Raw genomic sequence first — 22532 nt, forward strand, 5'->3', positions numbered from 1 at the left:
GTTCAGACGGGAAGCGGGAGCTCAGAACTCCGCTTTCCAGGACTCCTGCGCCTTGTCGATCGCGTCGTCGATCGACTGCTGACCGTCGAAGGCCGACTGCAGCTGCTCCCCGAGCTGACGCATCAGGTCTTCGGCGACCGGGAGTCCGGTGAACTCGTTGGCGGGGTAGCCCGCCTGATAGATGTCGAACGCCGTCTTGAACAGCTCGTCGTCGTTCACGAAGTCCGGCACGGACTTCGAGTTGCCGGGGAACGCCTTCGCCATCGTCGAGAGCTCGGAGTTGGTCTTCTCGCTCATCAGGAACGACACGAGCTTGAACGCGGCGTCCTTGTGCTCGGAGTTCTCGGCGACGCCGATGCCCCAGGATGCGTAGGGGATGCCCCGCTCGCCGTCGTAGCCGTCCTCCGCCGGGAGGGCGGAGATCGAGAACTTCAGATCCGGGTTGGTCTCGCGGATCAGGTTGATGTGCGCGAGCGAGTCGATCATCATGCCGACGCGGCCGTTGGTGAACTCCTCGACCTTGTCCTGCTCCTTCATCGTGAAGGATCCCGACGCGATCGATCCCGCATCCCACATGTCGCCGATGAATTCGACGGCCGAGGTCACATCGGCGTTCGTCAGGTCGGGCTGCCCGTCCTTGAGCATCGAGCCACCGGACGCCCACACCCACGACATGACGTCGTTCTGCACGCCGTTGGGCGCCTCGAGCGACAGCGGGAGCACCCAGCCGGAGGCGTCGTCGCCCAGAGCGGAGACCTTCGCCGCGGCATCCGCGAACTCCGTGCGGGTGGTGGGCGGCGCGGTGACGCCGGCCTCGGCGAGCAGCGTGTCGTTCGTGAACATCGGGTAGACGAAGTTGACGACCGGGATCATGTAGGTGCTGCCGTCGACCTGGATCTGGCTCGCCAGCTCGCTGTCGTCGTAGTCGTTCTCCTTCATCAGCGCACTGAGGTCGGCGATCACCCCCTGCGAGGCGAAATCGTTCACCCAGGCGCCGTCGAGTCCGACGACGTCGGGCATCGTGCCCGAGGCGGCACCGGCGAACAGCTGCTCCTTGGTCGACGCGTACGGGCCGCTCACGAGCTTGACGGTGATACCCGGGTTCGCATCTTCGAATTCGTCGATGAGCCCCTGGAACTCGCCGTCGGGGAGCTCGGGCTCCCACCACTGCGCGAACTCGATCGTCACGTCGCCGTCGCCGGCGCCCGTTCCGCTGTCGCCCGCCGCGCACCCTGCCACGGCCAGAACCGTCACGGCTGCCGTCGCTGCGCCGGCGAGCTTCAGAATGCGTCGCCCTCGCCCCACTGTGATCATCACTTCTCCTCTTCGAGATCGTGCCGCACACGCGCTTCGATGCTTGTTCGTGCGGTTTTGAGCCATGTTATGCCGACATTTGCAGGATAGTCAAGACTTTTCCTGCGGATATCCAAGTTGTAACTACAGATTTCCTCGACTGTAGCCCCGTTGCGCGGGTGATGGTGCCCTATTTCTCGACCCTGCGGATTGCGGCTTTCTGCGTTGATCTGCGGCGTTCGTTGCGGCGATGTGCTACAGATGTGTGCATGGAAGCAACCGCATCGACGCCGAAGCGCCGACTCCCCGCCGGCCGCAAGGCCGATCTCGCCGCCTATGTCGAGCAGGTGGGCGAAGTGACCGTCGGAGGCCTCGCCGAGCACTTCAACGTCTCGATCGACACCATCAGGCGCGACCTCGATCAGCTCGACCGCGAAGGCGTCGTGATCCGCACCCACGGCGGCGCGATGAGCGCGGAGGGGCAGCTCAAGGACCGCGCGCTCGACGTGCGGCTGCGGATGCAGACCGAGGAGAAGGAGAAGATCGCGCGCCTCGCCGCCGGCCTTATCGACGACGGCGCGGTCGTGATGATCAATGCCGGCACGACGACGCTCGCCCTCGCCCGCGCGCTGCGCACGCACCGCGACCTCACGATCGCCACGAACAATCTCCGCATCCCCGCGGAGATCCCCCCCTCCGCGTTCCGCGACCTCTACGTGTTCGGCGGGGCCGTGCGGGCGATCACCCAGGCCACGACGGGACCGGTGACGTTCACCATGACGCCGGGAGGGCCCGAGGTCGACATCCGGTGCGATCTCGCACTCATCGCCGTGGGCGCGATCGACGAGGCCGGGTTCTCGACGTCGAACATGGGCGACGCGAACATGATGGCCGAGATGATCCAGCGGGCCGAACGCACGGCCATCCTCGCCGACTCGTCGAAGTTCGGTCGCCGGCTCTTCGCGCAGGTGACGACGCTCGATCGCGTCGACTACCTCGTGACGGACACCGCACCGACGTCCGACTTCGCCGCCGCACTCGTGCAGGCGGAGGTCGAGGTCATCAGCGGCTGAGCCGCCGCGCACGACGAAGGCCGCCGGGATCGCTCCCGGCGGCCTTCGCGTGCATCACTGCGCGTTCAGCGTCAGAACCACCCGTGGAGCAGATCCCACAGCCAGTCGAGGATGCCGCCGATGATCCCGCCGATACCGCCGGCGCGGGTCACAGTGACGGTCGCCGTCGCCTCATCGCCGTCGGCCTGAGCCACCGCGACCGTGTACGGGCCCGGCTTCGCGCCCTTGGGAACCGTCACCGTGGTCGAGAACGTGCCGTCGGCCCGGACCTTCACCGTGCCGACCTCGACCTCCTGCCCCTTCGTGGAACGGAGGTCGACCGTCACGGTCTCGCCCGCCTCGTAGCCCTCTCCGCGGATCTGCAGCTTCTTGCCCGCGGCCACCTTCGAGGACCCGAGCTCGATGGTGCCCGCGAACTGCTCGGGCTCCTCCTCGCCGGCGATCGTGAACGGCACCTGCACGGTCGTGCCCGTGCCTGCCACGGAGACCGCGAGCTGCTGCGCCCCGTAGACGCCCGAGGGGACGGTGAAGGTCAGCGATGCGCGCCCCACCTCGTCGGTGGTGTCGACGATCGTCGGATCGACGGCTCCCGAGGCGAGCTGCGCCCCTCCGAGCGACAGCGCCACCTCTCCCGGCGCCTGCTCCCCCGCGCTGAAGGCCAGCGACGAGAGCGCGACGGTCACCTGGTCGCCGGCCCGGTAGCCGTCGGCGTCCGGAGCGCTGACCGAGACGCCCACGGCTCGCTGCGCGAGATCAGGGGTCGCGGTCTTGTTCGCGTCGAACCAGTCGACCATCGACTGCAGGTCGATCTTGCCGGTGTCGCGCTTGCCCGTTCCGGCCTTGAAGGTGCCGAAGTTGTCGCCACCCGCGGCGAGGAACGAGTTGGCGGCCACCGTGTAGTTCGCCGCCGGATCGATCGCGGTGCCGTCGAGCGTGATCGACGTGATGCGCGAGCCCTGCGCGGCCGCGGGGTCGTACGTGTAGACCAGCCCCTCGGACACGCCGAGCTTGAGGAACGGACGAGCCGATCCCGCCGGCTGCCACTGCTCCTCGAGCACGCCCTTCAGCTGTGCTCCGGTGAGCGTCAGCGTGACCAGCGTGTTGGCGAACGGCTGCACCGTCGCCGCCTCTCGGTAGGTGACGTTGCCCGCCGGGTCGTTCGCGTTCGACGACGCGTACGTGAGGTTCGCGCGGATCCCGCCCGGGTTCATCAGCGCGATGTCGGCCCCGGTCGACCACTTCTGCACGTCGGCGACGAAGTTCCCGATGGTGGACTCGCCACCGCGGTTCTCGGAGCCGTTCGCCTGGCGAGCGCGGTTGAAGTCGGCCGTGATGTCTCCGACCTTCACCGCTCCGAGGACGTCGGCCTCGGCCTTCGCCTTCGCGACGATGTCGGCCACCTCCGGAACAGCCGGGTACAGCGGCTGGCCGGCCGAGGTGAGCGGCTTGATCTCGTTGGTGATCGAGAGCAGCTCCTTCGTCTTCGGATCGACCTGGAGGTTCATCAGGCCGAGGTTCTCGCCGTACTGCCCCGCCGACACGACGGGTCGACCGTCGATGACGTGGTTGTACGCGAGGTGGGTGTGCGCCGAGACGATCGCGTCCACGTCGTCGTCGACCCCGTACACGATCTCGCCGAGCGGCGAGGTCGGGGTGATCGCCGACAGCTCGGTGCTCTCGGCGCCCTCGTGCACGAGCAGGATGACGACATCCGCCTCGCCGTTGGAGTCGTCGCCGTCACGCAGGTCGTCGGCCACGGCGTTCACGGAGTCGACGATGCTGCGCACCTCGAGCCCCGCGATGCCCTCGGGCGACACGAGCGAATCCAGATCCTCGGTGACGGCTCCGACGAAGCCCACCCGCACGCCGTCGAGCTCCTTGACCCAGGCCGGTGCGAGCGCGGGCTCGCCCGTCTCGGTCAGGAAGACGTTCGACGAGATGTACTCCCAGTCCGCGCGGTCCTGCACACGGTCGCGCAGGTCCTCCCAGCCCTGGTCGAACTCGTGGTTGCCCGCCGCGCTGACATCGAGACCTGCCGCGTTGAGCGCGTCGATGGTCGGGTTGTCGTCGTTGATGAAGGACGTGAACGTCGACGCGCCGATCAGGTCGCCGGCACCGGCGAAGATCGTGTTCGGGTTCGCCTCACGGAACTGCTTGACCGCTCCGGCGACCACCGCGGCACCCGCTGCGGCGCCGTCGGCCTCGATGCGGCCGTGGAAGTCGTTGATCGTCACGACGTCGATGCTGACCGGCGGCACCGCGGACGAGACGCCCACGATGATCGGGTCGTGATCGCTGGAGCGGAACGGCGTGCCCGCCTCGGTGGCGCCGAACGCGTAGCCGCGATCGCTCCATTCCGGAGAGTTGATGCTCCACACTCCCGCACCGGTGATGGATGCCGAGAGCGAGGGCGAGGCCAGCACGTGGTCGAGCGAGCCGAGCTCGCCGTCGAACGAGTACGTGTGCTGATCCGGTGCCTTCTCGCGCGCGACATCGCTCCACCCCGCGGAGGTGAAGACGTCGATCGGGTCTTCCTTGGCGTAGGCGTTGAAGTCGCCGATCAGCAGGATGTCGGCACTGCCGGTGGTCTGCTCGATCTCCTCGGTGAAGCCCTTGAGCGAGTTCGCCTGCTTCACACGGTCGGCGTTGAAGAAGCCCTGACCATCGGCCGGCTCCGCGCCCCCGCCCTCGGGCGCCGACTTCGACTTGAAGTGGTTCGCCACCACGGTGACGACGCGTCCGTCGATGTCGAACGCCTGCGCGATCGGCTCGCGGGCGTTGCCCCAGACGCTCTCATCCCTGACCGTCAGGCTGTCGCCGACCGTGTCGACCGCATCCTTCTTGTAGATGATGGCGCTCGTGATGAAATCGGTCGTCGCCGCGTCGTTCAGTGCAGCGGGGGTGCGCACGTAGTCCCAGACGTCGTCGCTGAGTGCGTCGTTGAGACCGTCGACCAGATCGGCCAGAGCGTCATCGAGAGATCCGCCGAGCTTGATCGAGTTCTCGATCTCCATCAGCGACACGATCTCGGCGTCGAGGCCGTTGATGGCGGCGACGATCTTCGACTTCTGGATCTCGAACTGCGCCGCGTTCGCCGCGCCTCTGGCGTTCGAGTTCGTGCTCTTCAGCGTCGTGAAGTAGTTGAAGACGTTGAACGACGCCACCTGCACGTCGCCGCCGACCGACGGGGCCGCGTCGCTGCGCGGGTTGGTCGCGGTGAAGCCGGCCTTCAGGTCGGCAGGCGAGGTGCTGTCGATCGGCACCACCGGCTGCAGCCGCCAGTCGTCGAAGCCGTACTGCAGCACGTAGCCGTGGTCGCTGAAGTCGACGGTGTCGCCGTTGCGGACCACGAGGTCCTTGGTGAAGTACGGCTGGTCGTTCGGGTGGCCGTTGTTGGTGACCTGGATCGACCATCCGTCGTCGAGGAGGATGCGGTTGGCGCGATTCGCCGCAGCGATCGCCGCCGCCTCATCGCCCGGACGGGCGAGCTCTGTGCTCTTGACGTTCAGATCGGCACCGGCGTTGAGCCACAGCGCCCCGAAGTTGTAGAGCTGGTGGCTGGAGGCGACGCGGTAGGTGCCTTCGGGCGCCACGAGCATGTTCTCGTACTGCTCGCGGTCGGCGCCCACCACGGTGTCGGGCAGCGGGGTCACCTCGGGGACGCCCACTCCGGCCTGCACGACCGAGATGCCGGAGAGCGCGGTCGGGTTGATCTGAGTCTGTCCGAAGTACTCGCTGACTCCTCCGGTGACCGACACGAGGTCGCCGATCTCGAGCGTGGGCGCCAGCGCGTTCAGGAAGACGAAGACGCCGTCGGAGGCACCGGGGGTCGCATCGGTCGCGCCGCCCGAACCCTGGGTCTGGATGACGATGCCCTTGTACCCGCCGGTGCGGTGGTCGGCCGTCACGATGCCCTGCACCGTGACGGTCTGGCCGTTCAGCGGCGAGACATCGGTCGTACCCTGCACCTCGGCGATCGACACGGCGGTCGGATCGGTGCCGGGGTCGGTGCCCGGGTCGGTACCGGGATCCGTGCCGCCGGAGTTCTGCGGCGTGATGGTCGCAGAGAGGGCGAAGTCCGCGCGGTTGTCGTCGGTGTCCGCGCCGTCGGTGCGGTTCAGCGACTTGACGTCGGTGTTGCCGGTGGGGGGCGTCGCCGCGGTCTTCTCGAAGGTGTTCGAGGTGCCGTAGCCGAGAACGTCGATGACGCCGTCGACGCCCGTGACCGAGCCGGGGGCCAGGGTGACGGCGGCGGTGCCCTCGACGAGGGCCAGAGTGCCGTTCGTGCCGCTCGGGTTGAGCGTGCTCACCGCATCGGCCGAAGGAAGGGCCGCGCCGTTCGCGCCGTTGCTGCCCGCCTGCACGAGGTAGTGTCCGCCCGCAGGGATGACGCCGGTCAACGGGGCGACGCCGTTGGAGGCGCCCGTGCCCGTCGCGGAGCGGTACTGCAGCGAGAGACCGTCGAGGGTCACCGGAGCGGCCGTGGGGTTGTAGAGCTCGACGAACTTGTTCGTGAACGCGGCACCGGCGCTGCCGCCGGAGAGGTACGCCTCGTTGATGACCACCCCTGTGCCTGCGACATCGGCGGAGGCGGGCGCGGCGATCAGGGCGCTGGCGCCCAGAGCGGCGACGCAGGTGGCGGCGAGGACGCCGAGACGCCCCCGACTTCTGCGATCAGACCCGGGAACCTCGTGGTTCACGGCGTCGGGAGCGGACATCATCTGTGTTGTCTCCTCGGGTTTCGTCCGGCGGCGGCTCTCGTGAAACCGCGGCTGCGCGCACTCAGCTCACGCACATGTGAGCGAGCCTACGGACGCCCTCGGACAACCTCAACGGAGTTTCCCGATTGGTAACCAAGCCCTCACCGAAGGTCGGAGCGCACCCCCGACGAAGGTGGAATATCGGACGCATCCCCGCTCGGATGCGCACCGGGGGTCGCGCAGACGCGCGGTCGGTCAGGCCGTCTCGCCCGCGGCCGCGTCGTCGAACTCCTCGACCTCGCGCTCCCAGGCGTCCTTCGCCAGCCGGTACCAGAGGTAGAAGGCGAAGCCGGCGAAGATCGCCCACTCCACCGCGTAGAAGACGTTGAGCCAGTTCACCGGCGACATCTCCTCGGGCGCCGGGGAGGCGATGTCGGCGAGGCCGGCCGTGGCCGTCACCGAGGCGAGATACGGCCGGTACACGTCGAGCTGATCCGTGTCGTGCCAATGGCTGAGCAGCGCGGCGGGCGACATCCGGTCCATGCGCTGCGGATCGTCCTCGGGCGGCAGCGCCGTGCCCTCATCGGAGATGAGACGCCCGGTGATCGTCGCCGACGACGAGCCGGAGTTCAGTTCGGCGATCGCCGCATCCGCGACATCACGGTCGGCGGTCCAACCGATCGCGACGGCGATCGACGTGCGCTCCGCGACCCGGAGCTGCCCGGTCACCCAGTACCCCTCGACGCCGTCGTTGAAGCGGCTCGACACGACGAGGAAGTCGTCGGCGATCCAGGTTCCGGACGTCTCGACCTGCTGACCGACCAGGGGCTCGGGAAGATAGACGCCCGGTTCGACCACGTCGGTCAGCGGACGCAGCTGCTCGGTCACACCCGCCGGGGGCGGATCCGTCTCGATCGCGCGCTCGAGCTGCCACTGTCCGAGCCACGCGAATACGCCGGCGACGACCAGGCACAGCACCAGCATCCCGATCCAGCGTCCGCGGAGCATGACCTCGCGGAGGGTCGGCGGGAACAGAACGGGAGCACTCACGGTGTCGTGCAGAACCCTCAGGCCTCGTAGGGCGCGAGGACGACCTCGACCCGCTGGAACTCCTTGAGGTCGGAGTATCCCGTGGTGGCCATCGACTTGCGCAGCGCGCCGATCAGGTTCGCGGTGCCGTCGGCGACGGGCGCGGGACCGTAGAGGATCTCCTCGAGCGTGCCGATGCCGCCGACCTCGACGCGACGCCCGCGGGGGAGCTTCGGGTGGTGCGCCTCGGGACCCCAGTGGAAGCCGCGACCGGGCGCATCCGTGGCCCGGGCGAGGGCGACGCCGAGCATCACGGCATCCGCGCCCATCGCGAGCGCCTTGACGATGTCGCCCGACGTGCCCACGCCCCCGTCGGCGATGACGTGCACGTAGCGTCCGCCGGACTCGTCGAGGTAGTCGCGCCGCGCGGCCGCGACGTCGGACACGGCTGTCGCCATGGGCGCGTGGATGCCGAGGGTCGCCCGCGTGGTGGACGCCGCTCCCCCGCCGAAGCCGACGAGCACGCCGGCGGCGCCCGTGCGCATCAGATGCAGGGCGGCGGTGTAGGTGGCCGCGCCGCCGACGATCACGGGGACGTCGAGGTCGTAGATGAACTTCTTCAGGTTGAGCGGCTCGTCGACGCTCGACACGTGCTCGGCGGACACCGTGGTGCCGCGGATCACGAACAGGTCGACGCCGGCCGCCGCGACGGTGTCGTAGAACTCCTGCGTGCGCTGGGGGGTGAGGGAGCCGGCGACCGTGACGCCGGCCTCACGGATCTCGGCGAGGCGCTGCGTGATGAGGGTCGGCTTGATCGGCTCGGCGTACAGCTCCTGCATGCGCGCCGTCGCCTTGCCCTCGTCGAGGCCGGCGATCTCGGCCAGCAGCGGCTCGGGGTCGTCGTACCGCGTCCACAGGCCCTCGAGGTCGAGCACGCCGAGTCCGCCGAGCTGTCCGAGCATGATCGCGGTCTGCGGGCTGACGACCGAGTCCATCGGGGCGCCGAGCACCGGGATCCCGAATCCGAACGCATCGATGGTCCAGGCCGTGGACACATCCTCCGGGTTGCGGGTGCGCCGCGAGGGCACCACCGCGATGTCGTCGAACGTGTACGCGCGACGCGCACGCTTGCCTCGGCCCAGCTCGATCTCCATGGTCACCCCGTAAGCCTACCGGGCGCGCGCGACACTGCCCACGGCTGGAAGACTGGACACGAGCACGGGAGGCAGCATGTCGGATGCGGTGGAGGTCGCGGTCATCGGCGGCGGCGTGATGGGACTCGCGACCGCCTGGGAGCTCGCCCGCCGCGGTCTCTCCCCCGTCGTGTTCGAGCGATTCACGCGAGGGCATCACCAGGGCGCCTCGCACGGCGCGACCCGCAACTTCAACAACGCCTACGACGAGGAGCACTACCTCGATCTGCTCGTGCGCGCGAAAGCCGGATGGGATGCCCTCGGCGACGTCGACGGTGCGCCGCTGCTGCGTCTGCACGGGCTGGTCACGCACGGCGCGGTGGACCTCGACCGGATCGCGCGGCGGCTGGACGAGCGCGGTATCCACGCCCGCCTCCTCTCCGCGCGAGATGCCGCCTCCCGCTGGTCGGGCATGCGGTTCGACGGCCCCGTGCTGTTCTCGCAGGACGCGGGCGTCGCGAGGGCGAGCGCCACGCTCATCGAGCTCGAGCGTCGCATCGTGGCGGGAGGGGGCGAGGTGCGATGGGGCGCACCGGTGACCCGCGTGCAGGAGACGGACGCCGGCGTCGACCTCGTACTCGACACCGGCACGATCCGCGCCGACACCGTCGTGGTGACCGCCGGCGCGTGGGCGCGGCGGATCCTCCCCGACTTCCCGCTCCCCCGGCTCCAGGTGACCGAGGAGACTCCGGCGCACTTCCTCCCCGTCGGTCGCGCGGACTGGCCCTCGCTCAACCACTACCTCGACCCCGGCCGCTATCCCGGGACCGTCTACGGGATGCCGACCCCCGGCGAGGGCGTGAAGGTGGGGTTCCACCGGGTGGGCGACATCGTGGATCCCGACGGACGACCGCACGTGACCACCCACGCCGAGTCGCTGGCCGACTACGTCGGCGAGTGGATGCCCGGCCTCGACCCGGCATCCGCCGTCCCGATCAGCTGCACCTACACCTCGACCGATGACAGCGCGTTCGTGCTCGATCGGCGAGGGCGCATCGTCGTGGGGGCGGGGTTCTCGGGCCACGGCTTCAAGTTCGCCCCCGCCATCGGCGCCGTCCTGGCGGGACTGGTCGCCGATCCGTCGGCGCAGGCGGCCGAACCCTTCCGCCTGCACTGACGCGCGCGGCGCACCGCCGACGAGGCCACGCCCTCGAGCGCGTTCAGCGGCTGCGCACGACCCTTCCCTCCTCCCACACGGGGGCGTCGGCCTCGTACACCTCCCCGTCGGAGCCGAAGACGAGGAACCGGTCGAAGGACCGCGCGAACCAGCGATCGTGCGTGACCGCGAGCACGGTGCCGTCGAACCGCGTCAGCGCATCCTCGAGCGCCTCGGCCGACTCGATGTCGAGGTTGTCGGTGGGCTCGTCGAGCAGCAGCAGCGTGGCGCCCGAGAGCTCGAGCAGCAGCACCTGGAACCGTGCCTGCTGCCCGCCGGACAGGGACTCGAATCCCTGCTGCGCCTGACGCACGAGGCCGTAGCGGTCCAGCGCCGAGCTGGCGGCGTCGCGGGGCATCCCCGCGCGCCGCTCGTCGCCCCGATGCAGGATCTCGAGCAGGGTGCGGCCGACGAACTCCGGATGCGCGTGCGTCTGCGCGAACAGCCCGGGCACGACCCGCGCCCCCAGCGCCACACTGCCGGTGTGGTGGACGACGTCGAGCTGCTCGCCCGTCGAGGTGACATGCCCTCGCGCGGGGTCGGGATCGGTGCCGCCACGGGCGAGCAGGCGGAGGAAATGGGACTTGCCCGACCCGTTCGAGCCCAGCACGGCGACACGATCGCCGTACCAGATCTCGGCGTCGAACGGCCGCATCAGGTCCGTGAGCTCGAGCCGCTGCGCGACGACCGCGCGCTTGCCCGTGCGCGCACCGCGCAATCGCATGTCGAAGTCCTGCGCCGGCGGCCTCTCCTCGGGAGGGCCGGCATCCTCGAACCGCCGCAGACGCGTCTGGGCCGCCTGATACCTCGACGCGAAGCCGTCGTTCGCCGACGCCTTCACCTTGAGCGTGGCCACCAGGATGCGCAGCTTCTCGTGCTGCTCGTCCCAGCGACGACGCAGCTCGTCGAGCCGGTCCATCCGGTCGGCGCGCGCCCGGTGGTAGGTCGCGAAGCCGCCGCCGTGCACCCATGCGGTGGCCCCGGCACCGCCCGGCTCGAGCGTCACCAGTCGATCGACCCCGCGGGCGAGCAGTTCTCGATCGTGCGACACCAGCAGCACCGTCTTGGGCGTCTGGCGCAGCTGCTCCTCGAGCCAGCGCTTGGTCGGCACGTCGAGGTAGTTGTCCGGCTCGTCGAGCAGCAGCACGCCGTCGGGACCGCGCAGCAGCGCCTCCAGCGCCAGGCGCTTCTGCTCCCCGCCCGACAGGGTGGTGAGCTCGCGATAGCGGGCGCGATCGAACGACATCCCGAGAGCCGCGACCGTGCACTGGTCCCAGACGGTCTCGTGCTCGTATCCTCCGGCGTCCGCGTACTCCGCGATCGCCGTGGCGTACGCCATCTGCGTGTCGTGCTCGTCGCGCGCGATCAGTGCATTCTCGGCCGTCTCCAGAGCCTCGGCCGCCTGGCGGATCCGACGCGGAGCGACTCGAACCAGCAGCTCGTGCACGGTCTGGCCGGGCTCACCATGCCCGACGAACTGGTCCATCACACCGAGACCGCCGTCGATCGTGACGACGCCCTCGTCCGGTACCACGTCGCCGCGGATGATCCGCAGCAGCGTCGTCTTGCCCGCGCCGTTCGGACCGATCAGTGCGCTCGTCGACCCAGAGCCGACGCGGAACGTCACCTCGTCCAGCAGGGGCCTGCCATCGGGGAGGCTCAGCGAGACCCCCGTCACATCTATGTATCCCACCGTGCGTGGCCGTCCTTCCGCCCGCCTGGCGAGCCGACCAGGCTATCAGGATCGGGCGACGACGACGATCACTCCCGGTAGTCGACCACCTGGACCACCTCGGTGCGCGGGGTGGCGGGAAGCAGCATCCGGAACTCCGTGCCGACGCCCTCGCGACTGGCGACCTCCATCGAACCGCCGTGGGCGAGCACGATGGCACGGGTGATCGTGAGTCCGAGGCCGACACCGGGCACGGCGTTGCGGGTCGCGGTCGAGGCACGGAAGAAGCGGGTGAACAGCATGCCCTGCTCATCCTCGGGGATGCCGACGCCGGTGTCGCGCACCGCGAGCTCGACGGAGCCGTCGAGCACGCGCACGGCCGCGCTGACGCGCCCGCCGTCGCCGGTGAACTTGATCGCGTTGGAGAGCAGGTTGTCGAGTGCCTGGCCGATCCGTCCGGCGTCGATCGAGATCCACACGGGAGCATCGGGCACCTCGGCCGTGATCTCGATCCCTTCGCGCTGCGCGTGCGGCCCCGACGACGCCACCGCCACGCGGACGAGATCGACGATGTCCGTGTCCCGACGCTCGAGCGGAAAGCGCCCCGAATCCACCTGGGCGGTGAAGAGCAGGTCACCGACGAGGTTCAGCAGTCGCTGCGCGTTACGTTCGATGATGTCGACGAACTCCTGCTGATCCGTCGTCAGGGGCTGCGCCGGATCGTTCTGCAGAAGGTCGAGGAATCCGATGATCGCGCTCAGCGGCGTCCGCAGCTCGTGGGAGATCATCCCGACGAACTGATCCTTCATGCGCGCGACCTCGACGGCCCGCGTCTCGTCGGTGATGACGAGCAGATACCCGTGCTGGGAGCCGTGCGAGTCCTGGTGCGATGTCAGAGTCACCCGCGCAGGAACCGTCGAACCTCCCGCGGTCGAGACGTCGACGCGGGTGTCGACCGTCAGTCCCGCATCGGCCTCGTCGAAGAGCGCCCGCAGCCCCGGATGCACCTGATCGGCGGCGCGCTCGACGCCCGCGGCTGCGAATTGCCTGAGCACCGCCTGCGCGAAGAACCGCTCGATGCGGACCCCCGCGAGCGCATCGTGCTCGGACATCCCGAGCAGGCGCACGGCGCCGGGGTTCCATGCCGAGATCGTGCCGCCGCTGTCGGTGGCGATCACGGCCTGCCCGGTGATCGAGTTCCAGACGCTGGTGAAGGACTCCGAGAGAGCTCGGTACTGCTGCTCGCTGGCGCTCAGCTTCTCGAGCATCGCCTGATTCGCGACGAGGGCCGCGGTGCGCTCGGCGACCAGCGCCTCCGCCTGCGAAGTGCGCAGCCGCTGCAACCGCGACATCTCGTTGACGATGGCGCCGACGGTGGCGAAGACGAGCGGCCCGATGATGCCGCGCAGCCACTCGACCGGGTCGTTGGGCGGGTCGACGAGGTAGGGCATCAGCAGGGCGATCGAGGTGAAACCCGCGACGATGAAGACCTGGCGGAACCCCGGTGCGGCGGCGATCCAGATCACCGGAAGCAGCACCAGCGAGCCCAGCATCGAGGTGGCCCCTCCGGTGCCGGCGCGCAGCGCACCGATCCCGAGCAGGTCGATCACCGGGATGAGCAGCACCACCCAGCCGTCGTACACACCGCGCGCGCTCAGCACCGCGGCCATGACGGTCATGACGGCGACGAGCGAGACCCCGACGATCACCGCATCGAGGTACGTCACGATGAAGCCCGGCAGGCTCGCGACGAGAACCACGGCGACGGCCACCGCCACAGCGGTCGGCGCCTGCTTCATCAGCGGGGTCGGGTCGTCGAAGTACCGCCGCCAGCCGCGCTCCACCGACGCCTGGACACGGGCGGGAGTCCTCATCGGCGCACCTCTGCGAGCAGTCGACGGAGATCTGCACCGACGATCGGCTTGGGCAGCGCGGCATCCGCATCGGGGTAGTCGGCCTCGTCGAGCACCGAGCTCACGATCAGATAGCAGTCGGGGAAGCGCGCCCGCACACGGCGTACGCATTCGGTGCCCGTGATGCCGGGCAGCAGCAGATCGATCACGGCCACGAGGGGCGAGATGTCCGCGAAGGCGGCGATCGCGGATTCGGCGTCGACCGCGGCGAGCACGTCGAATCCCTCGCGGTCCAGATACCTCTGCAGCAGATCCATCTGGTCTGCGCTGTCCTCGACGACGAGGGCCAGCGGCCGCTCGCTCATCGGAGCAGCAGCTCTCGCACGATGACGATCACGACGACGACGCCGATCGAGAGGAGCGCCTGGGGGATCAGCCGTCTCTCACGACGGGCGTCCGCCCTGATCTCCTCCTCCTCGGAACTCTGCGAAAGTGCCTCGGTCATGAGTCGACCCGTCCGATCTTCTCGGTCTTGATCCATGCGGCGTCGGCGTGACGCCACTCCTTGATGTACGAGTCGACGGTGATGGCGCACAGCAGCGAGCCGTACCCGCAGACGTAGAGCAGCAGCCCCGCGAAGAACCGACCGCCCGGCAGGGGCTCGACCGCGCGCGCGAGCCAGATGCCGAGCATCGAGATGGGACCCCAGAGGTAGAACACGACCGCCCAGGCCCACCGCGTCTCGTCGGTGAGCGCGAGCCCGAGATCGCTCAACCCCGCCTCGAACAGCCACGGGAACAGGGCGATCGCCATCAGGAGCAGAGCCCCGAGGCCCGGGAACATGAGGGCTTCGCGCCAGGACTGACGACCGATACGGCCGTCGAGCTGCACCGCGTAGAGCATCGAGAAGAGATAGATGCAGGCGGCGGCGATCCACATGAACCGGAACACGAACTCCGCGATGTCGCTGTGCAGGAGCAGCAGCACGAGCAGAGCGGATGCGGCGAGGATCATGAACGCCGGCAGGAGCAGGATCGTGAACCACGCCAGTCCGAAAGCGAAGCTGCCCAGGTTGTGCTCCGTGCTCGGACGGAACCACAGATGCCGATAGATCGACGTCAGCTGCACATTGCCGCGGGCCCAGCGCAGCCGCTGCTTCCAGAGGCTGTCGATGGTGCGCGGCTCCTCGGCCAGCACCACCGCGTGCGGCTCGAAGACCATGCGGCGCCCGGCCAGCTGCCCTTCGAAGGTGGTCATCGTGTCCTCGGCGAGGGTCCCGGTCGGGATCCGTCCGCCGATGGCCTCCAGGTTCGCCCGCGAATGCAACTGCGCTCCGCCGGCGAGGCACGCGATGGCGCCTCCGACGTTCTGCGTGCGACGCGCCGAGAGCTGGCCGATCACGTACTCGATCGCGATGAAGCGGGTGAGGTAGTTGCGGTCCCGGCTGCCCTCCGCGATGTACGCGGTGACGGCGCCGACCTTCGGGTCGGCCAGATGCCGGCTCATCTTGCGCAGCGAGTCCCTGGCGAAGATCACGTCGGCATCCATGATGAGCACGGCCTCGGCCCAGTCGTCGGCGAGCACGATGTCGAGGCCGTGGTTCAGCGTGTGCGCCTTGCCCTGGCCGCCCTGCTCGCGCCGCAGATGCACCACGCGCCCCGGGTAGGCCGCTGCCTTCGCCGCGACCACGGCGGGGGTGTCGTCGGTCGAGGCGTCGTCGATGACGAAGATGCGCAGCCGGTCGACCGGATACTCGAGCTGGGTCAGTCGATCGATCGCCTGACCGAGCACGAGGCCCTCGTTCCAGGCGGGGATCAGGACCGCGATCGTGGGGTGGTAGGGCGCGGCCTTGCCGTAGTGGTTGCGGAACGCGTGCAGAGGCAGCACGAGGAACTGCAGCCCGGTGTTGATCACCGGGAGCGTGCCCACCAGAACGCACAGGAGCAGGACGATCACGACGGCGGTCTCGACGCCGTTCAGGACGGGCATCAGGGTGCGTCCCCGCCGTCGAGGAGTGCGGTGAGACGCGGATAGCGACCGACGTCGGCGGCGACATGGCTGTCGGTCGACGCCACGATGACGGCGCCGGCGTCACGCAGGGCATCGAGCACGGTCACCCCCGGGCACACCCACTTCTCGTTGACCTCGACCATCGTGTCGGTCCGGGCGGCCTCCGCCGCCCACGCGCCGATGCGCTCGACCCCCAGATCGTCTTCGGACAGACCGATCTTGGGCAGGAGCGAGAAGCAGTGCGCGAGCTGATTGCCCGGGTGGCGCTGCATCGCCGCGATGAGCGCCGCGACGAACTGGTCGAGCACGTCGTCGGTCGACCAGCCCTCGGCGATGCGCTCCCGCACCGTCGACGGGCCGAGGGGCCCGTCGATCCCGGGGAACTGATGGTCGGCGATCAGGATGCGGTCGATTCCCTGCGGCAGCTCCGGGATGTCGAGCTCGCCCGACGCGTCGAGGATCTTCGCCTCGACGCCCGTGAGCACCGTCAGCCCCTCGGGCACCTGCAGCGCGTGCACGGCTTCGAGGTACTCGGGAACCCAGGTCGTCGACCGGCGCACGTGATCGACGAGGCGGACGGTCTCGAGCCCCGCCGCAGCGGCCGCCGCGACGTTCTCGGCGAGCGTCGAGACGGCGTCGTCCGAGAACGTCGAGTGGACGTGGTGGTCGCCGCGCAGCAGGGCGTGGGTCACAGCTCCTCCTGGTGCCCCGCGTGATCGGAGACGAGGATGTCGCCGACCTCGACGATGATGTCCTCCAGGTACCGCACGGAGGCGAGCTCGCGGAAGGCGACCGTCGCGGGGAGGTCGCGCCCCAGGAACAGGTCGGCGACCAGCGAGGGGATGTCGACGCCCGCCGCGATGGTGAGCGGGAGCGCGCCCGGGAATCGCGGGTTGACCTCGAGCAGCACGGCCCGTCCTGTGTGGTCGCGCCGGAGCTGCACGTTGGCGACCCCCACGAGACCGATCGCCCGCGCGATCTCGGCGGCGGCACCCTCGAGCTCGACGTCGTGCACCGTGCGTCCGGCGATCGCGACACCGGAGTCCACCCTGGCGCGGGTGCGCGGCACCGCCGCGACCACCGCCCCCGAGGCATCGGCGATGACATCGACCGAGTACTCCTCGCCGGGCAGGAAGTCCTGCACGATGAGGCCCTCGTCGGTCGGGAGCTCGTCGAGGGCGGCACGGTCGGGAACCAGCCGGATCCCTCGGCTGCCCGCGCCCTGGCGCGGCTTGGCGAACACCGGGAACTCCCAGTCCACGGCCTGCGCATCGGGTCCGGCGAGGACCGTGCGGGGGGTGAGCCCGGTCGGCGCGCACCGTTCGGCGAGGAGCATCTTGTCGAGTGCCACGGAGAGCGTGTCCTGCGAGGGAGCGGCGAGCACGGCGGGAGCGAGTTCGTCGCGGCGCCCGGCGAGGGCGATCAGCTCGACGTCCACCGTGGAGATCACCAGATCGAGGCGGTCTTCCGCGACCATCCGCGTGATCGCGGGGACGAAGTCCTCGTCACGACCCGGGGGGACGAGTCGCCGGTGCGACGCGGGCACCAGGTAGATCCCGCTCGCCCAGCCGTCCATGTCGGCGGCGAAGACCTCGAGGTCGGAGCGCCGAAGCAGTGAGCGGATCACCGCGACACCGGCGGGGCCGCCTGCGCCGGTGACGAGTACGCGTGCGGTCATCAGTTCTCCAGCCGTGTGAGTTCGTGGGCGCCGATGAACTCGGCGGTCTCTCGGATGACTTCCAGAGGCTCGATCGCCACTCCCCCGCCGAAGCGCGACCAGTAGCGCGCCGTCGCGGTGACGAACTCCGGCTCGAGGTAGTCGCGGGTCGCCGTCTGCGAGCCGAAGCACTCCAGCAGACGCAGCTTGTGCCCGAGGTACTGATCGATGCGCACGAAGCGGGTGGGGCGGAAGTCGATGGTGGCGGACGGGCTCTGGTAGCACGCGACCGTCCCGACGCGGCGAGTGGCCGCGATGGTCGCCTCGCTCACGGCGCGGTGGTCCTGGTGGCGATCGTTCGAGGAGTGCGTGTAGACGACGGTCGGCTGGACTTCGGCGACGACCTCCTCGATCAGCCGCACGGTGGCACCGCCGCCGGAGATCTCCGTGTCGACGAGGTCCTTGACGAACAGCCTTGCCCCGAGCATCTCGGCGGAGGCGAGCGACTCGTGCTGCCGGCTCTCGGCGTCGCCGCCCCGAGCGCCACGGGAGAGCGTGAGGATCGTGATCTCGTCGCCCGCCTGCGCGTGGGCGGCGAGCAGTCCGCCCACGCCGATCTCGACGTCGTCGGGGTGCGCTCCGATCGCGAGCACGACCTCGCGCGGGCGGCTCGCCTCCTTGCGCGCGCGCCCCTCTGCGACGAGTCGTGTGACGGCCTCGACCAGACGGGCGTTGTCGAGCGGCTTGGTGAGGAACTCGTCGGCCTGGGCGCGGAGCGCCGAGACCGCGTACTCGACGGAGACGTGGGCCGTCATCACGATCACGGGGAGCCCCGGGTCTGCTCGGCGGAGCTCCGCCAGCAGCTCGAGTCCGTCGAGACCGGGCATCTCGATGTCGGTCACGACCACATCGGGGGTGAACGTCGAGAGTCGCTCGACGGCGGCGCGTCCGTCGTGCGCGAGCACGACCTCGCATCCGGCTCGTCGCTCGAGAACGGTCTTCACGAGCAGGGCGACGTCGGGGTCGTCATCGACGACCAGGACGCGTGGGGCATCCTGAGGCATGTATGCGGCTCTCAATGGGGAGGTCCCCCGCCGGACTGGGGATCCGGGGCACCACCCCCTGCGCTCGTCGCGCCGGGAGCTCGAGGGGAAGTCGAGCGGTTGTATCTAGATACTCGCATATACGGGGGTCTTCGCGGGGCACCGCTGACCGCGTCGTTCGCCGCCGCCCGCGCAGCGTCCGCGCGGCGCGCCCCCTGCCCTCGGCCGACGCACGGAGCACCCACGACGAGGGGCCGGATGCGATCGCATCCGGCCCCTTCGACGTGTCGCTCAGCGCTTGTAGTTCGGCGCCTCGACGACGATCTGCACGTCGTGCGGGTGGGACTCCTTGAGCCCCGCCGCCGTGATGCGCACGAACTTGCCGCGCTGCTTGAGCTCCTCGATCGTGCGGGCACCCACGTAGAACATCGACTGACGCAGACCGCCGACGAGCTGGTAGGCGACGGCCGCCACCGGTCCGCGGTACGGCACCTGACCCTCGATGCCCTCGGGGATGAGCTTGTCGTCGCTGGGCACGTCGGCCTGGAAGTAGCGGTCCTTGGAGTACGAGGTCTGCTTGCCGCGGGTCTGCATCGCACCCAGCGATCCCATGCCGCGGTACTGCTTGAACTGCTTGCCCGACTGGAAGACGATCTCACCCGGCGACTCGTCGGTCCCGGCGAGCAGCGAGCCGAGCATGACCGCGTCAGCCCCGGCGACGAGCGCCTTGGCGATGTCGCCCGAGTACTGCAGTCCGCCGTCCGCGATCACCGGCACGCCGGCGGGGCGAGCGGCGAGGGACGCCTCGTACACGGCCGTGACCTGGGGGACGCCCACGCCGGCGACGACGCGGGTGGTGCAGATCGACCCCGGTCCGACACCCACCTTGACGGCGTCCACGCCCGCGTCGACGAGCGCCTGCGCGCCCTCGCGAGTGGCGACGTTGCCGCCGATCACGTCGATGTGGGCGAAGCTCTCGTCGGCCTTGATGCGCTTGACGAGCTCGATCACGCCCTGCGACTGACCGTTCGCGGTGTCGACCACGAGCACGTCGACGCCGGCATCGCGAAGGGCCTCCGCACGCTCCCACGCATCGCCGAAGAACCCGATGGCCGCGCCGACGCGCAGCCGCCCCTGGTCGTCCTTGGTGGCGAGCGGGTACTTCTCGCTCTTGTCGAAGTCCTTGATGGTGATGAGACCGGCGAGCCGGCCCTCGTCGTCGATGAGCGGCAGCTTCTCGACCCGGTGGTGTGCAAAGAGGGCGATGACCTCGCCGGCGGCGACGCCGACGGGCGCCGTGACGAGACCCTCGGAGGTCATGACGTCCTTCACGAACGTCGTCTGACGCTCGAAGCCCGAGACGAAGCGCATGTCACGGTTGGTGATGATGCCGACCAGACGCCCGTCGGCGTCGACGACCGGGAGCCCCGAGATGCGGTACTTGGCGCAGAGCGCGTCGACCTCTTCGACGGTCGCGTCCGGCGTCGTCGTGATCGGGTCGGTGATCATGCCCGACTCGCTGCGCTTGACGCGGTCGACGTGAGCGGCCTGATCGGCGATCGAGAGATTGCGGTGCAGGATGCCGATGCCGCCCTCGCGTGCCATCGCGATGGCCATGCGCGACTCGGTGACGGTGTCCATGGCGCTCGAGAGCAGCGGGGTCGCGACCGAGATGCGGCGCGTGATCCGCGAGGAGGTGTCCGCCTCGCTGGGGATCACATCGGTGTGCCCGGGAAGAAGCAGCACGTCGTCATACGTGAGTCCGACGAAGCCGAAGGGGTCGTGCTGGTCCATGGATTGTCCTCCTGCGGGCGGGATCTCGGGCGAGGGTGTACCAATTCTAAGTGTCGGGAGGCCGGGGAAATTCCCGCGCGCCGCCGTCACCGCACGGAACGGATGCGTCCGGGGACGAGCATCGTGGGCAACTTCGTGATGGGATCGTTCCCAGCGTGAGCAGATCGTGCCTTGGTCGAAACAGAGCCGACACATTACGCTCATACCGTCGTACATCAAGGCCGATGCACAACTCCGTCGCTGGCCTGTGTACCGGGTGGAGGTTCTGTGCGTCCGACGATCTCGGCGAATCGAAGCGGAGTGCGGTGGGTCATCGTCCTGCTGGCATCGCTCCTCGCCATCGCTTTCCTCTGGCTGCAGCCTCCGTCCGCGGCCTCCGCCGAAGAGACGGACGACGGTCAGGAGATCACCGACTTCTACTTCGCCGGCGTCATCACCTTCGAGGACGCACCGGTCGAGGGTGTGGTCATGACCATCGAGGGCAACGGCTTCGAGGGTGAGACCGAGACGGACGCCGAGGGCAAGTGGCGCCTGTACGTGCCCGAGAAGGAGACGTACACCCTCACCGTCGACGAGGAGACCCTGCCCGAGGGTGTGATCGTCGACGCCGCGCAGCTCCCCGAGGGCGCGCAGCCGATCGCGGGGACCACGGCGTCGTTCGAGGTCGAGTTCGGTCTCACCGGCACCAAGATCACCAACCTCTTCCTCGGCGAGGGCGAGCGGATCACCGTGTCGTTCATCGATCAGCTCGCCTCTCGACTCGTCGGCGGGCTGAACTTCGGCCTCCTCCTGGCGCTCGCGTCGATGGGCGCGGCGCTGATCTACGGCACGACCCGCCTGTCCAACTTCGCCCACGCCGAGATGGTCACCTGGGGTGGCCTGGTCGCCCTGGTCACCACGAGCTTCTGGCATCTGCCGCTGTGGCTCGGGATCGCCGCGGCGGTGATCGGCGGAGGGCTCTTCGGCTGGGCACTCGACGCGGGCATCTGGCGGCCGCTGCGACGGCGCGGCCTGGGCATCGTCCAGCTCATGATCGTCAGCATCGGTCTCTCGCTCGCCCTGCGCTACGTGTTCCAGTACATGATCGGCGGCGGCACGCAGCAGCTGCCCGGCGCCAGCCCCGAGCCGATCCGACTCGGCCCGATCTCGCTGTCGTACATCGACATGATCGCGATGGCGGTCAGCATCGTCGTCATCCTCGGAGTCGCGTGGTTCCTCACCAGGACCCGCATCGGCAAGGCGACGAGAGCCATCTCCGACAACCCGCAGCTCGCGGCGGCGTCGGGGATCGACGTCGACCGCGTCATCCGCTACGTGTGGATCCTGGCCGGCACCCTGGCCGCGATCTCCGGCATCCTCTGGGCGTACTTCCGCCCCGGCGTGAAGTGGGACATGGGCATGCAGATGCTCCTGCTCATCTTCGCGGCCATCACGCTCGGCGGGCTCGGCACCGCGTTCGGCGCCCTCGTCGGCTCGCTCATCGTGGGCATCGCGGTCGAGGTCTCCACGCTGTGGATCCCGTCCGACCTCAAGTACGCGAGCGCGCTCGTCGTTCTCATCGTCATCCTCCTGGTGAGGCCGCAGGGCCTGCTCGGACGCAAGGAAAGGTTGGGCTGACGATGGACTTCGGAAGCATCTTCTCCAACACGGCCGTCTACCTGTTCAGCCCCGTCACCATCGCGTACGCGCTGGCGGCGACCGGTCTGGCGGTGCACTTCGGCTACGCCGGTCTGCTCAACTTCGGCATGGCCGCGTTCATGGCGGTCGGCGGCTACGGCTACGCCATCTCCGTCCTCTCCTTCGGGCTCCCGTGGTGGGTGGGCATGCTCATCGGTCTCTGCGGCGGCGCCCTGTTCGCGATCCTCCTCGGCATCCCGACCCTGCGGCTCCGCGCCGACTACCTCGCCATCGCGACGATCGCGGCCGGAGAGATCGTGCGACTGCTGTTCACCACCCAGGTGTTCGACGAGTTCACGAACTCGGCCGACGGACTCGCGCAGTACAACGGCGGGTTCCGCGACGCGAACCCCTTCCCCCCGGGCACCTACGGCTTCGGGCC

The 22532-nt window shown here is 69.2% G+C and carries 17 protein-coding genes; 4 read left to right on the top strand and 13 right to left on the bottom strand.

Annotation, left to right across the window (positions count from 1 at the left end):
• Positions 1 to 21: 21 nt before the first annotated feature.
• Positions 22 to 1314: an ABC transporter substrate-binding protein gene (locus tag ABTZ43_RS08635; protein WP_350538513.1), complete on the bottom strand. Its 1293-nt coding sequence runs from the start codon at positions 1312 to 1314 to the stop codon at positions 22 to 24.
• Between the two features lie 248 nt (positions 1315 to 1562).
• Here ABTZ43_RS08635 and ABTZ43_RS08640 point away from each other — a divergent pair, with 248 nt between their 5' ends.
• Positions 1563 to 2366: a DeoR/GlpR family DNA-binding transcription regulator gene (locus tag ABTZ43_RS08640; protein ID WP_056412188.1), complete on the top strand. Its 804-nt coding sequence runs from the start codon at positions 1563 to 1565 to the stop codon at positions 2364 to 2366.
• Positions 2367 to 2437: 71 nt separating this feature from the next.
• Here the strand turns inward: ABTZ43_RS08640 and ABTZ43_RS08645 are convergent, their stop codons facing one another.
• The 3 genes from ABTZ43_RS08645 to ABTZ43_RS08655 all read right to left on the bottom strand — a co-directional run bounded on the left by ABTZ43_RS08645 (position 2438) and on the right by ABTZ43_RS08655 (position 9249).
• Positions 2438 to 7087 carry an ExeM/NucH family extracellular endonuclease gene (locus tag ABTZ43_RS08645; protein WP_350538514.1) on the bottom strand — a complete coding sequence of 1550 codons (4650 nt, stop codon included), beginning with the start codon at positions 7085 to 7087 and terminating at the stop codon, positions 2438 to 2440.
• A 234-nt stretch (positions 7088 to 7321) separates the two neighbouring features.
• Positions 7322 to 8074, bottom strand: coding sequence for an SURF1 family protein (locus ABTZ43_RS08650; RefSeq protein ID WP_350538522.1), 753 nt, complete (start codon positions 8072 to 8074; stop codon positions 7322 to 7324).
• 59 nt (positions 8075 to 8133) lie between these two features.
• The gene (locus ABTZ43_RS08655) at positions 8134 to 9249 is read right to left on the bottom strand and encodes a GuaB3 family IMP dehydrogenase-related protein (protein WP_056412196.1); all 1116 of its coding nucleotides are present in this window, start codon (positions 9247 to 9249) and stop codon (positions 8134 to 8136) included.
• Between the two features lie 76 nt (positions 9250 to 9325).
• Between ABTZ43_RS08655 and ABTZ43_RS08660 the strand changes: the two genes are divergently transcribed.
• On the top strand, positions 9326 to 10405 hold the full coding sequence (locus ABTZ43_RS08660; RefSeq protein ID WP_350538515.1) for an FAD-dependent oxidoreductase: 1080 nt from the start codon (positions 9326 to 9328) through the stop codon (positions 10403 to 10405).
• Between the two features lie 43 nt (positions 10406 to 10448).
• On the opposite strand, the gene ABTZ43_RS08665 is transcribed toward ABTZ43_RS08660, so the two are convergent.
• From ABTZ43_RS08665 to guaB, 9 genes are all read right to left on the bottom strand, one after another.
• Positions 10449 to 12137: an ABC-F family ATP-binding cassette domain-containing protein gene (locus ABTZ43_RS08665; protein ID WP_350538516.1), complete on the bottom strand. Its 1689-nt coding sequence runs from the start codon at positions 12135 to 12137 to the stop codon at positions 10449 to 10451.
• 68 nt (positions 12138 to 12205) lie between these two features.
• Positions 12206 to 13990 (bottom strand): sensor histidine kinase, encoded by a 1785-nt coding sequence (locus ABTZ43_RS08670; protein ID WP_350538517.1) that lies wholly within the window; start codon positions 13988 to 13990, stop codon positions 12206 to 12208.
• Positions 13987 to 14334, bottom strand: a complete 348-nt coding sequence (locus tag ABTZ43_RS08675; protein WP_314095314.1) for a response regulator — start codon at positions 14332 to 14334, stop codon at positions 13987 to 13989. The genes ABTZ43_RS08670 and ABTZ43_RS08675 overlap by 4 nt, the downstream gene beginning before the upstream one ends.
• Positions 14331 to 14474, bottom strand: a complete 144-nt coding sequence (locus tag ABTZ43_RS08680; RefSeq protein WP_314095312.1) for a hypothetical protein — start codon at positions 14472 to 14474, stop codon at positions 14331 to 14333. Before ABTZ43_RS08680 ends, ABTZ43_RS08675 begins: the two co-directional genes overlap by 4 nt.
• A complete protein-coding gene (locus ABTZ43_RS08685; RefSeq protein WP_350538518.1) occupies positions 14471 to 15958 on the bottom strand; it encodes a glycosyltransferase family 2 protein in 1488 nt (495 codons plus the stop codon). Before ABTZ43_RS08685 ends, ABTZ43_RS08680 begins: the two co-directional genes overlap by 4 nt.
• Positions 15958 to 16671 carry a PHP domain-containing protein gene (locus ABTZ43_RS08690; protein ID WP_350538519.1) on the bottom strand — a complete coding sequence of 238 codons (714 nt, stop codon included), beginning with the start codon at positions 16669 to 16671 and terminating at the stop codon, positions 15958 to 15960. Before ABTZ43_RS08690 ends, ABTZ43_RS08685 begins: the two co-directional genes overlap by 1 nt.
• Entirely contained in the window at positions 16668 to 17657 is a 990-nt protein-coding gene (locus ABTZ43_RS08695; RefSeq protein ID WP_314095306.1) for an ATP-grasp domain-containing protein, read from the bottom strand. The genes ABTZ43_RS08690 and ABTZ43_RS08695 overlap by 4 nt, the downstream gene beginning before the upstream one ends.
• Positions 17657 to 18700: a response regulator gene (locus ABTZ43_RS08700; RefSeq protein ID WP_314095305.1), complete on the bottom strand. Its 1044-nt coding sequence runs from the start codon at positions 18698 to 18700 to the stop codon at positions 17657 to 17659. The genes ABTZ43_RS08695 and ABTZ43_RS08700 overlap by 1 nt, the downstream gene beginning before the upstream one ends.
• A 270-nt stretch (positions 18701 to 18970) precedes the next feature.
• Entirely contained in the window at positions 18971 to 20473 is a 1503-nt protein-coding gene (gene guaB / locus ABTZ43_RS08705; protein ID WP_350538520.1) for an IMP dehydrogenase, read from the bottom strand.
• 300 nt (positions 20474 to 20773) lie between these two features.
• Here guaB and ABTZ43_RS08710 point away from each other — a divergent pair, with 300 nt between their 5' ends.
• Both ABTZ43_RS08710 and ABTZ43_RS08715 read left to right on the top strand, forming a co-directional pair.
• A complete protein-coding gene (locus ABTZ43_RS08710; protein ID WP_253385641.1) occupies positions 20774 to 22090 on the top strand; it encodes an ABC transporter permease subunit in 1317 nt (438 codons plus the stop codon).
• Between the two features lie 2 nt (positions 22091 to 22092).
• Positions 22093 to 22532 (top strand): branched-chain amino acid ABC transporter permease (locus tag ABTZ43_RS08715; RefSeq protein ID WP_350538521.1); only part of this gene is annotated, 440 nt, incomplete at its 3' end.

Origin of the sequence: Microbacterium sp. NPDC097977 (genome assembly GCF_040302605.1) — a bacterium.
Classification (GTDB): domain Bacteria; phylum Actinomycetota; class Actinomycetes; order Actinomycetales; family Microbacteriaceae; genus Microbacterium.